Source organism: Massilia sp. BSC265 (genome assembly GCF_000740675.1).
Taxonomy (GTDB): domain Bacteria; phylum Pseudomonadota; class Gammaproteobacteria; order Burkholderiales; family Burkholderiaceae_D; genus Telluria.
In genome coordinates this window covers 121,122-136,481 of record NZ_JPXI01000039.1, presented here as the reverse complement: position 1 = coordinate 136,481, position 15,360 = coordinate 121,122, and the positions used below count along the sequence as shown (strand labels likewise).

At 65.4% G+C, this 15,360-nt stretch carries 12 protein-coding genes; 7 read left to right on the top strand and 5 right to left on the bottom strand.

Annotated features, from left to right (window positions below; translation table 11 throughout):
• Positions 1-36 precede the first annotated feature (36 nt).
• The gene (locus tag MA09_RS19490) at positions 37-1,872 is read right to left on the bottom strand and encodes a nucleoside-diphosphate sugar epimerase/dehydratase (protein ID WP_229440793.1); all 1,836 of its coding nucleotides are present in this window, start codon (positions 1,870-1,872) and stop codon (positions 37-39) included.
• Between the two features lie 531 nt (positions 1,873-2,403).
• A complete protein-coding gene (locus tag MA09_RS19485) occupies positions 2,404-3,369 on the bottom strand; it encodes an N-acetylmuramoyl-L-alanine amidase-like domain-containing protein (protein WP_200883102.1) in 966 nt (321 codons plus the stop codon).
• A 245-nt stretch (positions 3,370-3,614) separates the two neighbouring features.
• Between MA09_RS19485 and MA09_RS19480 the strand changes: the two genes are divergently transcribed.
• The 7 genes from MA09_RS19480 to MA09_RS19460 all read left to right on the top strand — a co-directional run bounded on the left by MA09_RS19480 (position 3,615) and on the right by MA09_RS19460 (position 10,484).
• Positions 3,615-6,614 carry a TonB-dependent receptor gene (locus tag MA09_RS19480; protein ID WP_036252194.1) on the top strand — a complete coding sequence of 1,000 codons (3,000 nt, stop codon included), beginning with the start codon at positions 3,615-3,617 and terminating at the stop codon, positions 6,612-6,614.
• A gap of 289 nt (positions 6,615-6,903) precedes the next feature.
• Positions 6,904-7,065 carry a hypothetical protein gene (locus MA09_RS25115; RefSeq protein WP_200883101.1) on the top strand — a complete coding sequence of 54 codons (162 nt, stop codon included), beginning with the start codon at positions 6,904-6,906 and terminating at the stop codon, positions 7,063-7,065.
• 57 nt (positions 7,066-7,122) lie between these two features.
• Positions 7,123-7,296, top strand: coding sequence for a hypothetical protein (locus MA09_RS25110; RefSeq protein ID WP_200883100.1), 174 nt, complete (start codon positions 7,123-7,125; stop codon positions 7,294-7,296).
• Positions 7,297-7,515: 219 nt separating this feature from the next.
• The gene (locus tag MA09_RS19475) at positions 7,516-7,920 is read left to right on the top strand and encodes a LiaI-LiaF-like domain-containing protein (protein ID WP_051933613.1); all 405 of its coding nucleotides are present in this window, start codon (positions 7,516-7,518) and stop codon (positions 7,918-7,920) included.
• A gap of 1 nt (position 7,921) precedes the next feature.
• Entirely contained in the window at positions 7,922-8,632 is a 711-nt protein-coding gene (locus MA09_RS19470) for a LiaI-LiaF-like domain-containing protein (protein WP_036252191.1), read from the top strand.
• A 37-nt stretch (positions 8,633-8,669) separates the two neighbouring features.
• Positions 8,670-9,743 (top strand): sensor histidine kinase, encoded by a 1,074-nt coding sequence (locus tag MA09_RS19465; protein ID WP_036252189.1) that lies wholly within the window; start codon positions 8,670-8,672, stop codon positions 9,741-9,743.
• A gap of 3 nt (positions 9,744-9,746) precedes the next feature.
• The gene (locus tag MA09_RS19460; RefSeq protein WP_036252186.1) at positions 9,747-10,484 is read left to right on the top strand and encodes a LytTR family DNA-binding domain-containing protein; all 738 of its coding nucleotides are present in this window, start codon (positions 9,747-9,749) and stop codon (positions 10,482-10,484) included.
• On the opposite strand, the gene MA09_RS19455 is transcribed toward MA09_RS19460, so the two are convergent.
• The 3 genes from MA09_RS19455 to MA09_RS23835 all read right to left on the bottom strand — a co-directional run bounded on the left by MA09_RS19455 (position 10,481) and on the right by MA09_RS23835 (position 15,329).
• Positions 10,481-12,781 carry an ATP-dependent DNA helicase gene (locus MA09_RS19455; RefSeq protein ID WP_036252184.1) on the bottom strand — a complete coding sequence of 767 codons (2,301 nt, stop codon included), beginning with the start codon at positions 12,779-12,781 and terminating at the stop codon, positions 10,481-10,483. The two genes, MA09_RS19460 and MA09_RS19455, sit on opposite strands and share 4 nt — an antisense overlap.
• Positions 12,763-14,406, bottom strand: coding sequence for a VRR-NUC domain-containing protein (locus MA09_RS19450; RefSeq protein ID WP_036252182.1), 1,644 nt, complete (start codon positions 14,404-14,406; stop codon positions 12,763-12,765). The genes MA09_RS19455 and MA09_RS19450 overlap by 19 nt, the downstream gene beginning before the upstream one ends.
• Positions 14,407-14,516: 110 nt before the next feature.
• The gene (locus tag MA09_RS23835) at positions 14,517-15,329 is read right to left on the bottom strand and encodes a hypothetical protein (RefSeq protein WP_051933612.1); all 813 of its coding nucleotides are present in this window, start codon (positions 15,327-15,329) and stop codon (positions 14,517-14,519) included.
• Between the last annotated feature and the right edge of the window lie 31 nt (positions 15,330-15,360).

Here is a 15,360-nt window from a genome sequence, read left to right as displayed (position 1 = left end):
GTGTTTCCTCGTCGGTCAGTGGCAGTGGGGGTGGGTTCAGATCCTGAACGGCACGAATTTCTTGATCAGGCTCGGCGCCTGGGTGTCGGCCACCAGGGGCGGTGGCGTCACCGGCGAAGTGGGCACGTACTCGGCGACGATGGCCTTGACCATCGATTCGATCGTGCCGCGCTCGTGGGTCTCGCAGGCCATCATCAGGCAGGTGATGCACGTTTCCAGCACGCTGGGGCGCAGCGCGCTTTCCTTCATCCGCATGATGCGTGGGTGCTCGCTCGGGAAGACGGTGCCGTCGGTCAGTAGTTCTTCGTGCAACTTTTCGCCGGGGAACAGGCCGACGAACTGGATTTCGATGTCGCCGCGTGGGTTCTGCGGCGTGCGCTCGGTGAGGCCGGACATGGCGATCATGGTGCGCGCCAGGTCGACGATCTTGACCGGCTCGCCCATATCGAGCACGAACACGTCGCCACCCTTGGCCATGGCGCCGGCCTGGATCACCAGCTGGGCTGCTTCGGCGATCAGCATGAAGTAGCGCGACACTTCGGGGTGGGTGATGGTGAGCGGGCCGCCGCGCGCGATCTGGCGCTGGAACAGCGGGATGACCGAACCGGACGAGCCGAGCACGTTGCCGAAGCGGACCATGCAGAAGGTCGTGTGGGCGCCGTGGCGCACGGCAGCCGCCTGGAAGATCAGCTCGGCGATGCGCTTGCTGGCGCCCATGATGTTGGTGGGACGCACCGCCTTGTCGCTCGAGATCAGCACGCAGGTTTCGACCTTGTGCTGCGCGGCGGCGCTGGCCACGACCTGGGCGCCGATCACGTTGTTGCGCAGTCCTTCGACGATGTTGGCCTCGACCAGCGGCACGTGCTTGTAGGCGGCGGCGTGGTAGATGGTGTTGACCTTGCCGTCGCTCAGGATGCGTTCGACCAGTTCGCTGTTGCAGACGGAGCCGAGGTGGGCGTGGATGGCCAGGCCGGGGAAGCGCGCAGCGAGTTCCTGGCGGATGGTGTACAGCGCGTACTCGGAGTGGTCCAGCAGGTGCAGTTCGGTCGGGGTGAGGGTGACGATCTGGCGGCACAGCTCGCTGCCGATCGAACCGCCGGCGCCGGTGACCAGCACGCTCTTGCCGCGTACGCAACGGGCGAACAGGTCGAGCCGCGGCGGCACCGGCGGGCGTCCGAGCAGGTCTTCGAACTTGAGTTCGCGGATCGTGCCTTGCGCCGGGGGCCGGTCGTCGGACAGGTCGACCAGGCGGCTCAAGATCTTGACCGGCACGCCGGCCTGGCCCAGGCGCTGCATGATGTCGCGCAGGCGTTCCGGCGATACCGAAGGCAGGGCGATGACGATGGTGCGGATGCCCTGGGAGGCAACCAGCTCGGCGAGGCGCATCGTGTTGAAGACACGCAGGCCGGCGATGGTGCGTTCGTTCAGCGCGCGCTTGTCGTCGAAGAAGCAGACCGGGCGGTATTCGTCGCTGTGGCGCATCGCCTGTACCAGGCGCGCACCGGCGTCGCCGGCACCATACACAGCGACGGCATCCGATGCAGCGGCGGGCCGCCCGCCATGAGCACGCAGCAGGTTGCGCAACCCGATACGGGAAATGACCACGTACGAGAAAACCACGAACCAGTAAATGGCGAGCGCGCTGCGCGGAAAACGCGGCTCGTTCATGATGATTAATACGACATACACGCACAGAATGGCGAAGGCGAGTGCGGCGCCGGTAAAACTCAATAAGCGCTGGTCAATGAAACGGATGACTGCACGATATAGATCGGATACTGAAAAAGCGGCAATCGTTACTACGGCGACCAGGGCATAGGACGCGGGGCCGAAATTCTGCGCAAGCCGCAAATCGCCACCGCGTAATATCATCGCGATCAGGAAACAGACCGGCAATGCCAGCAGGTCGCACCCCACCATCAAGGCAATTTTACTGGTGCGGCTCATCGACACCATTCGTACGCAAAGCTGGCTGAAAAGATCGGATCTGAAATTGGACATGGCAATCCGCTGCGGTTGGAATTAATAAAAGCCTTAAGACATTCGGGCGCGGCAATGCATAAAACGAGATAATCCTGTCTTATCCAGAAATGAAAACGGAAGAAGGAAGAAGTTTTGTAAATTTATTATCGGCGGGATACTACTAATGGAGTTTGACCTGACTCAACGGCGGCAAGTGAATTAATCCGAAAAGGCCTGGAAATAATAATAGGAAATGAAAATAGGAAATAAATCGACGATTTCATTTCCGTTAATCATTTAATTGATGAGCGGAACTGATGAGCAGGGAACGGGCGCAGGCGCTGCCTGCCCGGCGTCGGTAGCGACGAGGAGAGGGGGAAAAGAAAACGCGCCGGCGGGGCGGCGCGTGGACAGGGAGCCGGCCGCGCCGGCGGCAGGGAGTCAGGTGTTCGGGCGGCCGGGGCGGGGCTGCGGCGCCATCGGCGGTACCGTGATCGGTTCATTCAGGCGCAGGAACTTGAAACCGGCCAGCACCTGGCCAGGCTTGCCCTCGCGCGCATTGCGCGCTTCGCGCTCGGCGGCGCGGGCGATGAAGGAATCGAAGCTCTCTTCGCGCACCTGTGGCGCCTGCGAGTGCAGGAAGCGTCGTTCGCCGTCCGGGCCGAGCACCACCAGTCCGACATGCGAGGCCCAGTATTCGCCGTTGCGGGTCGAGATCACCTTCACGAAGTCGCCTTCCTGCAGCTGGCCGGCAATCGCCGCCACCCCTTCCTTTGCCACGAAGGCCTGGCGGCTGCTTTCGACCGGGATGTCGCGCACGGTGTTGTGGCGCGTGCGCAGGAAGCGCGCGCGGTCGACCGTCATCGCGTAGGACGGCCCGTTCGGGCCGGCCAGTTCGGCGCTGATGTCGGTCACCAGCCAGCGGTTGGCCACGTTCCAGTCCATCTCGGTGTAATGGTTGCGGGTCGCAACGCCGATCACCCCGTCGCGGTAGCGGATCCGCTGCAGCATCCAGAAGAACTCTTCCCAGGACTGGGACAGGGCCATTGCATAGGTATGTTCCGCGAACACCACGCAGTCGCTCTCCTTCAGGCTGAACAAGGGCAGGTTGTCGTGTACTTCATACGGAAATTCGCCCAGCAGATGCAGTGAGTAGGGCTGGCCGAGGTTCTTGCGTCCGATCGCCGCGATGCGCTTGCGCAGGTCGGGTTCAGCCGTGTGCATGTGGGCGATATAGCGCCCCGCTTCCTGTGGCGTCATCTGGTAGATCTGCTTCTGCAGCAAGGCGGAGAGCGGGGTTTCCGCAACCGGCGTGCTGGAAGACTGCGGAGTCGGGGGAGTGCTGGCGCAGCCGGCGAGGGCGGCGCCGGCAAGCAGCAGGCTGCTGAGGCGAATGGCAGTGGACATTGGCGGAAAAGAGACAAACAGGGCTGTGGAGATATGGCCACGCTACTCCCGCGAGCCCGGAAAAGGGAATGAAATTTTGTTCATTTGCTATAACTTTTGCAATGCCCGCATATGTACATTCCTCAAAGTTATATAGCCGCGAACACAAGTGATTATTCAGTACGCTTCACATCATCAATACTCCGACCATGGCAGAAAGTGCCTACCAATTGCATACCAATAGCTATAAACTCAGGAGAGACGTCATGTTCAAACAGAAGCCGCTCGCAGCGGCCGTATCGTTGGCGGTGTTGAGCCTCGCACAACTCCCAGCCGTCGCTCAACAGGCAACGACTGGTGATTCAATCCAGACCGTCCAGGTGACCGGCATCCGCGGTTCGCTGCAGCGCTCGCTGGCAGTCAAGAAGGATGCCTCGGCCAACGTCGAGGTCATCACCGCCGAAGACGTCGGCAAGATGCCCGACAAGAACCTTGCCGACTCGCTGCAGCGCCTTGCCGGCGTTGCCGTACGTACCGACTACGACGAGGCGGAGAAAGTCTCGATGCGCGGTACCAATCCGGACATGTCCCTCATCATCTTCAATGGCCATACGGTCAGCGGCGGCGACTGGTACGTTGCCGACCAGGCGTCGAGCTCGCGCTCGACCAGCCTGTCGCTGATGCCTTCGCATGTGCTGCAGCAGGCAGTCGTGTACAAGACCTCGCAGGCCAACATCGTCGATGGCGGCCTGGCCGGCACCATCAACGTCAGCACCCGCCGCCCGCTGTCGTCGAAGGAAAAGCTGTCCGGCGTGGTCAGCGTCGGCGCCGCCTATGCCGACCTGCCGGGTCGCTGGGCGCCGGACATGAACGGTTCGGTCACCTGGAAGAACGACGCCGGCACCTTCGGCATCCTGGCCTCGCTGTTCTCGGAAAAGCGCTACATGCGCCGCGACTCGGTCTCGCGCTTCGCCTACGGCACCAGCAGCGGCTGGGGCGAGATCAACACTGCAACCATGCTGGGCATTACCGATGCCTCGCTGGCCGGTACCGGCTACAAGGCGGCTGACCTGAACGGCGTGCGCCTGCCGGGTTCGATGAGCTCGGAATTCGTCGAGTCCGTGCGCGACCGCAAGGGCGGCATGGTGTCCATGCAGTACAAGCCGAACCGCGACCTGGACGTCGTGATGACCGGCTTCCATTCCGAAATGGGCGCGGACAACCACGGCCGCCTGACGTCGAGCGCGATCTACTCCATGCTGCTCGGTAAGAACGCCCCGCTGGGCGCGACCACCGCGGCTGCCGCCAATACCAATTCCAACGGCCAGCGCGTCTACGCGCAGATCCGCAATCCGGTGATCGCCAACGAGACCACCGTGTACGGCCACCAGCTGAAGGTGCTCAAGGCCGCCGACATCGTGTTCCCGGACGGCACCACGCCTCAGTACGTGGGCAACTCGGAAGGCTTCTTCCGCGACGGCGCCAAGGCCACCAGCGCCTTCCTCGACCTGGACGCGAAATACCGTGTCAACGACCAGCTGACCCTCAAGACCCTGCTGTCGACCACCCGCGGCGTCGGCTCGACCAAGCTCGACCAGGGTCTTACCCTGGCCCGCTATGGCACCGGCATCTCGTATGCGCTGGGCGACCTGCATGACGCGCCTTACGTCAAGTACCACAATGCCGGCAGCAACCAGCCGGGCTTGAATCCGGACGGCAGCGGCTACACCATCGTCGACCGCGCGGCATCCGGTGTGCGTACCGTCGACCAGGAAAAGAGCGCCCAGCTCGATGCGGAATACATCCTCGACCGCGGCGTCTTCAAGTCGCTTGAGGCCGGCATGCGCTATGCCGACCACGAGCGTACCAGCGCCCGCCGCGGCCCTGCATTCCGCAGCGGCATCGCGGTCGACCCGGTCACCGGCAAGGTCACCTCGAATACCCCGACCCCAACCGCCGGCTGGCAGCCGTATCCGGGCGATTTCGGCGCGGACCTGGGCGGCGGCTGGTGGGACAATACCGGTTTCACCTATACGCGTGAAGCCACCAAGGCCTATATCGCCGCCAATACCAAGGCGACCAGCGCGGAATGGGAGCGCCGCGTCAACTCCGAGATCGACATGCGCGAGCGCCAAAGCGCCGGCTACCTGATGGCGAACCTGGAAGGCGATCGTTGGGGCGCCAACATCGGCCTGCGCTATACGCGTACCCAGACCGATGCCCAGATCGCCACCCCGATCCCGTCCGGCGCCTGCGACCGCACCGAGCCGGGCAAGCCGGCCGTCACCTGCGCGAAATATCCGGGCGCGATCACCACCGCTGGCGACGCCACCGCATATTTCGACGGCATGCCGTTCAACCCGAAAGCGGGCATCATCTACTACAAGACGCCGCTCAAGCGCACCTACGACAAATGGCTGCCGAGCGTGAACCTGCGCTACGAGCTGACCAAGGATCAGATCGTGCGCTTGGGCGCCAACCGGACGATCGGCCGCCAGAACTACAACATCCTGGGCAGCGGTTTCGGCACCCCGACCTGCGATGCGAACGGCTGCCGCGTGACCGGCCCGAATCCGGACATGCGCCCGCTGATCTCGGACAATCTGGACGCATCGTGGGCCTGGTACTTCGCCAAGCGCTCGATCGTGGCGGTGAACCTGTTCCATTCGAAGATCGATGGCTATGTGAAGACCGGCGCGACCGGCAGCGCGACCGTCGACCTGCTCGACCCGCGTGACCAGACCGTCAAGACCTTCGCCATCAACACCGCATCGCAACAGGGTGCGAAGATCAGCGGTATCGAACTGCAGTACGAGCAGCCGATCGGCGAGACCGGCTTCGGCTTCACCTCGAACGTCAGCCGCGCCAAGACCAAAGTCGACGACGGTCGTCCGATGGTCGGCGCTTCAGAATGGGGCGGCAACCTGGGCGTGTACTTCGAGAACGACAAGCTCTCGACCCGCCTGGTCGCCAACTATCGCGGCGATTACGTGAGCAGCACCACCGCTCCGTCGCCGACCGCGAACAGCCAGGGTCTGTCGGTGATCAACGGCGTCACGATGCCGACCGCGCCGACCTACGCCGACGGCGTCACCACGCTCGCGTTCTCGCTGAACTACTACCTCACCAAGAACATCGAGCTCGCGTTCAGCGCGACCAACCTGACCAACGCCAAGCGCGCTCAGTATCGCTACAGCGAAGAAGAGCAGCAGAAGCTGGATGTCAGCGGCCGCCAGTACTACATGAACCTGCGCTACAAGTTCTAAGCGTCTGTCGTTCCGCGTGAAGGGGAGCTTCGGCTCCCCTTTTTTTTCGTCCGGAAGGCTTGCCTTCCACGCAGGCCCGCCGCCTTGTAGGAGATGGCCTATCGAAAAATGTGCGCCACCTAACGGTGGGTTCGAGAGCCCATCGTTAACATGGGAACCGTCTGAGTGAGGGACCTGTGCGACAAGCGCACGGTGCCAACAGCTCAACAGGTTAGCCGGTCGCCTCGAGGACCGGCACCAATTCAGGCTGGCGCCGCAAGCGCCGGCCCTAACGGAAGTGGAGGTCGCCATGTCCGAGATCAAGCAGCCGCCCAAGCACCTGGTTCGTGAATACCTCGAGCGCCGCGCGCGGGAAAGCGCACCGCCACCGACGCCGGAGGAAATCCGCCGCCAGCTCGGTTGGGGCATGCTGATGCCGTCGGATCTCAAGATGGGGACCAACCGCTCCTAATCCCGCGCCACGTCGCGGGCCACCACCGCGAAAACGGTGTCCACCCAGGAGACGAGCATGACCAAGAGTATCGGCAACAAACACGAGGCACAACACCGCGGCAAGAAGGAACGCCAGGAGATCCGCCGCACCAACATCGCGCGCGAGGCGGTCAAGCTGGCCGAAGCCCGCGCCAAGTACCGCAACCAGGTCAAGGGCCGTCCGCCGATGGACCTGTCGGCATCGGCCTGAGGCCTTCGACCCCGACAAGCTTGCCCAACTGGCCCGCCGCACCGGCGGGCTTTTTTTACGCCTTGCGTGATACGCCACCATTCACCCCGTCGCCGCCGTCCGCCGATATCTTCGCCATTCACCGCCACCGCGCCGCCGTTCACCGAAAGGCGCTTCCATTGCATGTTGCTGTTCCGGTATCGTGGGTACATACAGTCCACACACAAGGAGCCACGCAACATGCATACCGAAGAATCCTACCGCTGGCGCAAACAAGTCGTCTGGGGCCTGCTCCTGATCGCCTTCGGCACTCTCGTCCTGCTCGACCGCCTGTATTACATCGATGCCGGCGCCTACTGGCGTTACGCGCCGCTGCTCCTCGTCGTGGTCGGGATCAACCAGGCCATCGGTCACCCGAGCCCGCGCGAGCTCGGCAACGGCCTGTGGACCGTCTTCATCGGCCTGTGGCTGTTCGCCTGCTTCGAACAGGTCTTCGGCCTGACCTTCCGTAACAGCTGGCCGCTGTTCATTCTGGCCTGGGGCGTGAAGCTGGTGTGCGAGCCGCTCGTCGCCCGCCGGTCCGCGAACCAGGCAAGCCAGGCGCAAGGCGCGCAGCAGTCCTCCCTCAAGCATCCGGAGTACTGACATGAAGGATAAGCTCCATTCGAAGGGCGTCACCAGCCAGATCGTGCTCGGCCTGCTCGTGATCCTGTTTGGCTTGCTGTTCCTGCTCGATAACCTCGACCTCATCGAGATCCGCCGCGTGGTCACCTTCTGGCCGATGGTGTTCATCATTGCCGGTACCGTGAAGCTGTGCGACACCCAGAGCCGCAACGGCCAGCTGCTGGGCGGCGGCCTGATCGGGCTCGGCGTGCTGATGATCCTGGACCGCATGAACATCATCGACTTCGACATCCGCACCCTGTGGCCGCTGTTCCTGATCGGCGCAGGCATCTTCGTGCTGTACAAGGCGCTGGAGTCGCGCCGGACGCCACCTGGCGCATCGCTGAAGGACGATGCGGGCCCGGGGAGCGACGTGGTCGACGTGGCCGCCATCCTGGGCGGCTTCGAACGCCGTGTCGCGACGCAGAACTTCCGCGGCGGCGAGATCACGGCGGTGATGGGCGGCTGCTCGCTCGACATGCGTAGCGCGTCGATCCAGGGTGAGGCAGTGATCAACGTGTTCGCGTTCTGGGGCGGCGTGACGCTCAAATGCCCGCCCGACTGGACCGTCGTCCTGCAGGGAACCCCGATCATGGGCGGCTTCGAGGAGAAGACCGCGACCCCGCCCCACAGCGAGAAGCGCCTGGTGATCCGGGGCTACGCCATCATGGGCGGCGTCGAGGTACGCAACTGATGCTGCGCAAGCTGGCGCGCCGGCCGGTGGGCTCGCGATGAGCGGCGCTTTCTGGGCGCGGCGCAGCAGCGCGCTATACCTGCTGGCCTGGCTGATGCTGGGCGTGCTGCTGGCAGGGCTGATCATTGCGACGACGGGCGCGAGCCCGGGCGCCGTCCTGCTGTTTGCGTTGCCGCTCACGCTGTGCTATGCCATCGCCTGCGGCTTCTCCAGCTACTACCTTTGCCGTGCCTATCCACTGGCGCAGCGCTCTCTGGGTGCGGTGCTGCTGGTGTTCTTCTTCAGCGGCGTGAGCGCGGCGCTGCTGTGGTGCGCGGCCGGCAGCGCCTGGGCTGCCCTGTGCCGCCTGCTGCTGTTCGAGGTCGAGTCGGTCGAGGTGGACCGGCCGTTCGCGGCGCTGATGCTGGGGATCGGGGTGCTGCTGTACTGGATGACGGCGGTGGGCCATTACCTTGCGCTGGAGTTCGAGCGGGCGCGCCGCGCCGAGACACGCGAGCTGGAATCGCGCCTGCTGGCACAGGACGCCGAATTGCGCATGCTGCGTACCCAGATCGACCCGCATTTCCTGTTCAACAGCCTGAACTCGGTCAGCGCGCTGACGTCCATCGACCCCGGGCTGGCACGCGACATGACCTTGCAGCTGGCGGGCTTTTTTCGCCAGACGCTCGGACTGGAAGCGCACCGCAAGGTGCGCCTGCGCGACGAACTGGAACTGGTCGAGCGCTTCCTGGCGATCGAGGGCGTGCGCTTCGGCCCGCGCCTCGCGTCCGAGCACAGCGTGGGCGAGGACGCGCTGGAGTGCCTGCTGCCGCCGATGATCCTGCAGCCGTTGGTGGAGAACGCGGTCAAGCACGGAATCGCCGGGCTGCTCGATGGCGGTACCATACGCCTGGCTGCCGAGCGGGCCGGCTCGCTGCTGCGCATCCGGGTCGAGAACGATGCCGATCCGGACGAGGCGGGGACAGCGAAGACCGGCAAGGGCATCGGCTTGGTGAACGTGCGCCAGCGCCTGGCGGCGGCGTACGGCAGGGAAGGCAGCGTGCACTGGGCACGCGAAGACGCTACATTTCGGGTGGAGCTGGTGCTGCCCGCGGAGACGGAGGAGAAGTAAGCGATGCGAGTACTGATCGTCGACGACGAACACTTGGCGCGCGCGCTGCTGCGCGAATACCTGGCCGGCCATCCGGATATCGAGGTCGTGGGGGAATGCGCGAACGGCTTCGAGGCCGTCAAGGCCATCGGGGAGCTCGACCCGGAGCTGGTTTTCCTCGACATCCAGATGCCCAAGCTGGACGGCTTCGAGGTGGTGGAACTCGCGGGCAGCAAGCCCTATTACATCTTCGCCACCGCCTACGACCAATACGCGCTGAAGGCCTTTGAGGTGCGTGCGATCGACTACCTGCTCAAGCCCTTCAGCCGCGAGCGCCTGGCGCAGGCGCTGGCCCATGCGCGCAGCCGCCAGCCGCAACCGGAGCAGGCAGCGCAACTGCAGGCCGTAGTGGCGGACGCCGCGCAGCGACGCGGCTACCTGGAGCGCGTGCTGATCAAGGACGGGGCACGGGTGCATGTGGTCCCAAGCAGCACCATCGACTACATCGAGGCGCAGGACGACTACGTGCAGGTGACGGCCTCCGGCAAGGCCTGGCTGAAGAACCAGCGCATGTCCGAGCTCGAGGCCCAGCTCGATCCGCAGGTGTTCCTCCGCATCCACCGCTCGTACATCGCCAACGTGGGATCGATCGCGCGCATCGAGCCGGCCAGCAAGGACAACTACTGCGCCGTGCTGAAGGACGGAACCAGGCTGCCGATCAGCCGGAGTGGCTACCAGAAGCTGCGCGAGATGATGCGCTAGCCGCCGGCGCCAATGCGGGCGGCATCCACGTCCCACCACCCCGGCAACAGGGCGCGCACTTCGGGCCGTCCGAAGCGGTCGTCGATCAGCCAGACCACGCCACGATCGAGCTCCGTGCGGATCACGCGCCCCGCGGCCTGCACCACCTTCTGCATGCCGGGATACAGGTAGGTGTAATCGTAGCCGGCTCCGAACATCGCCTGCATCCGTTCGCGCAGCTGCTCGTTCACCGGGTTCACCTGCGGCAGGCCGAGCGTGGCCACGAAGGCGCCGATCAGGCGCTCTCCCGGCAGGTCGATGCCTTCGCCGAAGGAGCCGCCCAGCACCGCGAAGCCGACGCCGCGGCCGCCCGGCGTGAAGCGCTCGAGGAAGGCGGCCCGCTCCGGCTCGCTCATGCGCCGCTCCTGGCGCCAGGCCGGCACCTCCGGATGGCGGGCCTGGAGCACTTCCAGCACCTGTTCCAGGTAATCGAAGCTGCTGAAGAATGCCAGGTAGTTGCCGGGGCGTTCCAGGTACTGGCGCGCGACCAGGTTTGCAATCGGCCGCAGCGAGCCGGTGCGGTGCTGGTAGCGAGTCGAGATATCGCCGGCGATGTGGACCTCGAGCTGGCTGGCGCTGAAAGGCGAGGCCACGTCGGCCCAGGCGGTGTCGGGCGGCATGCCGAGCAGGTCGCAGAAATAATGCCAGGGGCTGAGCGTGGCCGAGAACAGGGTCACGGAGCGGGCCAGCGCGAAACGCGGCGCGAGAAAAGGCGCCGGCACCACGTTGCGGATGCTGATGGCCGAGTCCTTGACGCCGCTGCGCGCCAGGTCGCACAGCGAATGGTCGCCAAAGGATTCGGCCAGGCGCAGGAATCCCAGGGCATCGAAATGGAAGCGCTGCAGTTCCGGGTCGAGCGGGCCGGGAAACTCCACCAGGAAGTCGTTGACGGTGCTGGTGGCGTTGTGCAGGGCGTCCAGCAGGATGCCCGGGACCTCGGGCAATACCTGGTAGGGCGCCTGGGGCAGTGGCGCCTCCTTGTCGACCTTGCTCCAGGCGCGGCCGACCCGTTCCAGGGCTTTCTTGACGACTCCCGGTGCGTTGGCGCGCGCGGCGCGCAGCTGGCCGCGCTGCAGTTCCGCGCTGTACATGGAGCGGGCCCGCGACACCATGTTGTGGGCTTCGTCGACCAGCACGCTGGCCTTCCAGCCCCGTTCCAGCGCCAGGGCGTAGAGCATCGCGCTGCCATCGAAGTAATAGTTGTAGTCGCCCACCACCATGTCGGACCAGCGCGCCATTTCGCTGCCCAGGTAGTAGGGGCAAACCTCGTGCGCGAGCCCGATGTCGCGCAGGGCTTCGCGGTCCAGCATGGCCACCTGGCTTGCTGCCGCGCGCGCCGCCGGCAGGCGGTCGTAGAAGCCTCTCGCCAGCGGGCAGGCGTCGCCCTGGCAGGCCTTGTCCGGGTGCTCGCAGGCCTTGTCGCGCGCCGTGAGCTCGAGTACGCGCAGGGGGATCGTGGCGCCGGCGCCGAGGCTGGCGGCGGCGTCCAGCGCAAGGCGCCGGCCTGGCGTCTTCGCGGCCAGAAAGAACACCTTGTCCAGGCCTTCCCCCGGCATCGCCCGCAGCACGGGGAACAGGCTGCCGATGGTCTTGCCGATGCCGGTCGGCGCCTGCGCCAGCAGGCAGCGGCCGCTGGTATTGGCGCGGTAGACGTTTTCCGCGAGCTGGCGCTGACCCGGGCGGAAATCCGCATGCGGGAAGCGCAGCGTGCCCAGGGCCGTGTCGCGTGCGGCGCGGTGCGCCGCTTCCTGCGCCGCCCAGCTTGAAAAACGTTCGCAGAGCCCAATGAACAGGGCGGACAGGGCGGACGCATCCTGGGTCTCGCGCAGCACGGTTTCCTGGCCGTTACCGATGTCGTAATAGACCAGGGCGAGGTTGATTGTCTCGAGTCCGAGCTGGCGGCACAGCAGGTGGCCGTAGACCCGCAGCTGGGCCCAGTGCAGGTGTCGGTGGTTGTCGGGGATGGACGAGAACTTGCCGCGGTGGGTCTTGATCTCTTCGACCAGGTTCTGGTCCGGATCGTAGCCGTCGGCGCGACCGCGCACGTGCAGGTCGCCCCAGCTGCCTTCGAGCGATACCTCGGTGCGGTAGTTCGGGCCGCGCCGGCCGGTCACGACCGCATGCCCGGCGATACCTTCCAGGGCGGTGGGCGAGGGCGTGAAGCGCAGGTCGAGGTCGCCCTGCTTGGCGGTGAACTCGCACAGGGCCCGTACTGCGACCGTGTAGGCGGGGACAGCGGTCAAGCCGCCTGCTCCCATTGCAGGTAGCACACCGACACCGGCATCCCGTGCGCCGAGCAGTAGTCAATCCAGCGCAGCTGGTTGTCCTGCAGGCGGTCGCCCGGGCCCTTCACCTCGATCATGGTGTAGCGCGCCTCAAGCGGCCAGAACTGGATCAGGTCAGGAAAGCCCGTATGGTTGGCCTTGACGTCATGCAGGATGCGCTCGCACCACTTGCGCAGGTGGTCCGGCGGGATGCAGGCCAGCGCCAGTTCCAGCAGTTCCTCGCTCAGGGCGCCCCAGTAGACGAAAGGCGAGGCGATGCCGGCCTTGTCGCGGTAGTTTGCACGGATGGCATCGCGGTAGCTGCCGTCGTCCAGTCGGGCCAGGCAGGCATCGAACTCGGCCTTGCGCCGCTGGTGGAAGTCGGGGCTGTGCAGGTCGGCCGGCCCGCGGTGGAAAGGGTGGAAGAAGGCGCCGGGAATGGCCGCGAAGATCGCGCGCCAGCACAGCAGGCCGAACAGGGAGTTGGCCAGCGCGTTCTCGACGTAGAAGACGGGAGCGTCCCTGCTTGCCAGGTGGTCGCGCACCACGCCTTCGACCCACCAGTCTTCGCCCGGCATCGGCAGTGACAGGTCGAGGCGCTGGACGACCGGCTTGCGCGCCGGCAGCCTGGCGTGGCCGAGGCGGCGCGCTAGGCGCGGCCCGATGCGCGTCAATTGCTGGCGCTCGGCCTCGCTCTCCGGCGCGGCCTGGGCTTCCTGGAACAGGGCGTAGGCCTCATCGAAGCGCTCGTGCTTCTCCAGCACGCGGATGGCGCGTCCGCGTGCACCCGGAAAGCGGCAGCGCATATAGACGGCGTAGGCATTGTCCCAGTCCTTGAGCTTTTCAAAGCCCTGGCCGATCTGGAACAGCAGCTTCTCGCGCCGGCCGGCCAGCCAGTCGTTGTCGAAGACGTGGGCCGGCAGGTCGCGCAGCACCTCGTCGAGCGGCTCGCCCGCGTAGAAGCGTTCCTTGCAACCGTGCAGGAGGATGTAGTGCTCGACGTCGGCGCGCGAGCGAAAAGCCCGCGAAGCCTGCGAGATCTCGACCTGTTCGAAGCGGAACATGCCGAGGTCGGACAGCACGAATTCGGTCCAGTCCTGGCTCAGGTTCCCGAAGAAGATCAGGCGCAGCCGGTCGCATAGCGGTTTGACGCCGATGCGCAGGGCCAGGTCCGTGCAATCGCGGTACCAGTGCGAGAAGGGGCGGCTGTCGCCGAAGCCTTCGCGCAGCGCTTCCAGCTGATCGGCCTTGCGCGCGTTCTTCTGCGCGAGGTGCGGACCGAAGGCATGGAGGATCTCGGGCTTCGACAGGAGCTCGAACAGCTCGTCGAGCGAGAGGACCGGATCGGCTTCGATCCAGCCGGTGGCGAGCAGCTGGGTCGAGGCCTCGACCGGGCAGCCGATCTCGGCATAGACCAGCTTACTGGCGCGGAACAGGTTCCCCTTGCGCATGACCATGCGCACGAACAGGGCGCGCGCATTCTGCGGCAGCGTCGGGAAGGTGGCAAGAAAGACCCGCTCTTCCTCGACCAGCAGGTCGCGATAGCGCTCGCCGATCCAGTTGAGGACGCGCTGGAAATTGTCCAGATAATAAAACTCGTTTTCCAGAACCCTGATCATGTCGTGACGCCATACTGTGCTTCTATACAGTATAGCGCCACCCGAGGACAATAACCCAGCAGTAAGCCGGTTTTTCGTACGTTCGGATTATTTGCTGGCTTTTCGCCACGTCACTGGCGTGACGGCCGCGTCTGGCAAGAGTCGTTCGGGCACAGCAGCTCGGTCATCTGCGAGCCTTCGGGCGCATGGCCGTTGGCATGGACAATGACGGCCGAGATCAGGGCCACGTCGGCGTCGACCGGGGCTTGCGCCGTCCTGGCCGGATGCGCGCCGCGCTGGGCTTTCGCCTGGGCCGCTTTGGCGGCCTGCTTTGCCGCCAGGGCCGCCCCGGGCCTGGGTGGCGCTGCAGCGGGGCGGGCAAGCGCCCTGGGCTCGGCCGGCGCCGCTGCTGGACGGGCAGGAGGAAGAGACCTTGCGACCGGCTTTGCAGGCGCCATGGCGGGAACGGGTGGGGACGCGGTGGCGCGCACGGCCGGCGCGGGTTTTTCTGGTGCAGGCGTTTCCGCTACCGCCTTTTCCGGCGCCGGCTTGAGCAGGCGCAGTGGTGGAATCGCTTGGCCCGGGGCGGGCTGGTCCACGATGACGGCCGCGCCTGCCGGCTGCGCTTCCGGAGCCGGTGCCATCGCTACTCGCAGGACCATTGCCGCGCCGGCGGGGTGGACCGGCGCCGTGCTCCGGCCCGCCGTGGCTTCGGCCAGCACCGTCTCCTTGACGTCTGGCCGCAGGCCATCGTTATTGGCCGCCATCCATATTAGTGTCCCGGTCAAGGCCAGCACCGCCGCCGCGCTGGCGCCATACCACGCCAGCCGTACGCCCGACGTGCCGCGGGCGCGCTTGCGCGCAGGCTCGCGTTCGAGCATCGCCAGGATGCTGTCCTCGCCGGAGGTAGTGGGGCGGCGTGGCGACATCAGGTTCGGACGCATGGACGCGGATTGATTTTCGTCTGTAGGCCGC

Excerpts from the sequence above, each read along its gene's own strand:
- MA09_RS19490 (WP_229440793.1), bottom strand. The coding sequence starts at position 1,872 with ATGATATTACGCGGTGGCGATTTGCGGCTTGCGCAGAATTTCGGCCCC.
- MA09_RS19485 (WP_200883102.1), bottom strand. The coding sequence starts at position 3,369 with ATGTCCACTGCCATTCGCCTCAGCAGCCTGCTGCTTGCCGGCGCCGCC.
- MA09_RS19480 (WP_036252194.1), top strand. The coding sequence starts at position 3,615 with ATGTTCAAACAGAAGCCGCTCGCAGCGGCCGTATCGTTGGCGGTGTTG.
- MA09_RS25115 (WP_200883101.1), top strand. The coding sequence starts at position 6,904 with ATGTCCGAGATCAAGCAGCCGCCCAAGCACCTGGTTCGTGAATACCTC.
- MA09_RS25110 (WP_200883100.1), top strand. The coding sequence starts at position 7,123 with ATGACCAAGAGTATCGGCAACAAACACGAGGCACAACACCGCGGCAAG.
- MA09_RS19475 (WP_051933613.1), top strand. The coding sequence starts at position 7,516 with ATGCATACCGAAGAATCCTACCGCTGGCGCAAACAAGTCGTCTGGGGC.
- MA09_RS19470 (WP_036252191.1), top strand. The coding sequence starts at position 7,922 with ATGAAGGATAAGCTCCATTCGAAGGGCGTCACCAGCCAGATCGTGCTC.
- MA09_RS19465 (WP_036252189.1), top strand. The coding sequence starts at position 8,670 with ATGAGCGGCGCTTTCTGGGCGCGGCGCAGCAGCGCGCTATACCTGCTG.
- MA09_RS19460 (WP_036252186.1), top strand. The coding sequence starts at position 9,747 with ATGCGAGTACTGATCGTCGACGACGAACACTTGGCGCGCGCGCTGCTG.
- MA09_RS19455 (WP_036252184.1), bottom strand. The coding sequence starts at position 12,781 with ATGGGAGCAGGCGGCTTGACCGCTGTCCCCGCCTACACGGTCGCAGTA.
- MA09_RS19450 (WP_036252182.1), bottom strand. The coding sequence starts at position 14,406 with ATGATCAGGGTTCTGGAAAACGAGTTTTATTATCTGGACAATTTCCAG.
- MA09_RS23835 (WP_051933612.1), bottom strand. The coding sequence starts at position 15,329 with ATGCGTCCGAACCTGATGTCGCCACGCCGCCCCACTACCTCCGGCGAG.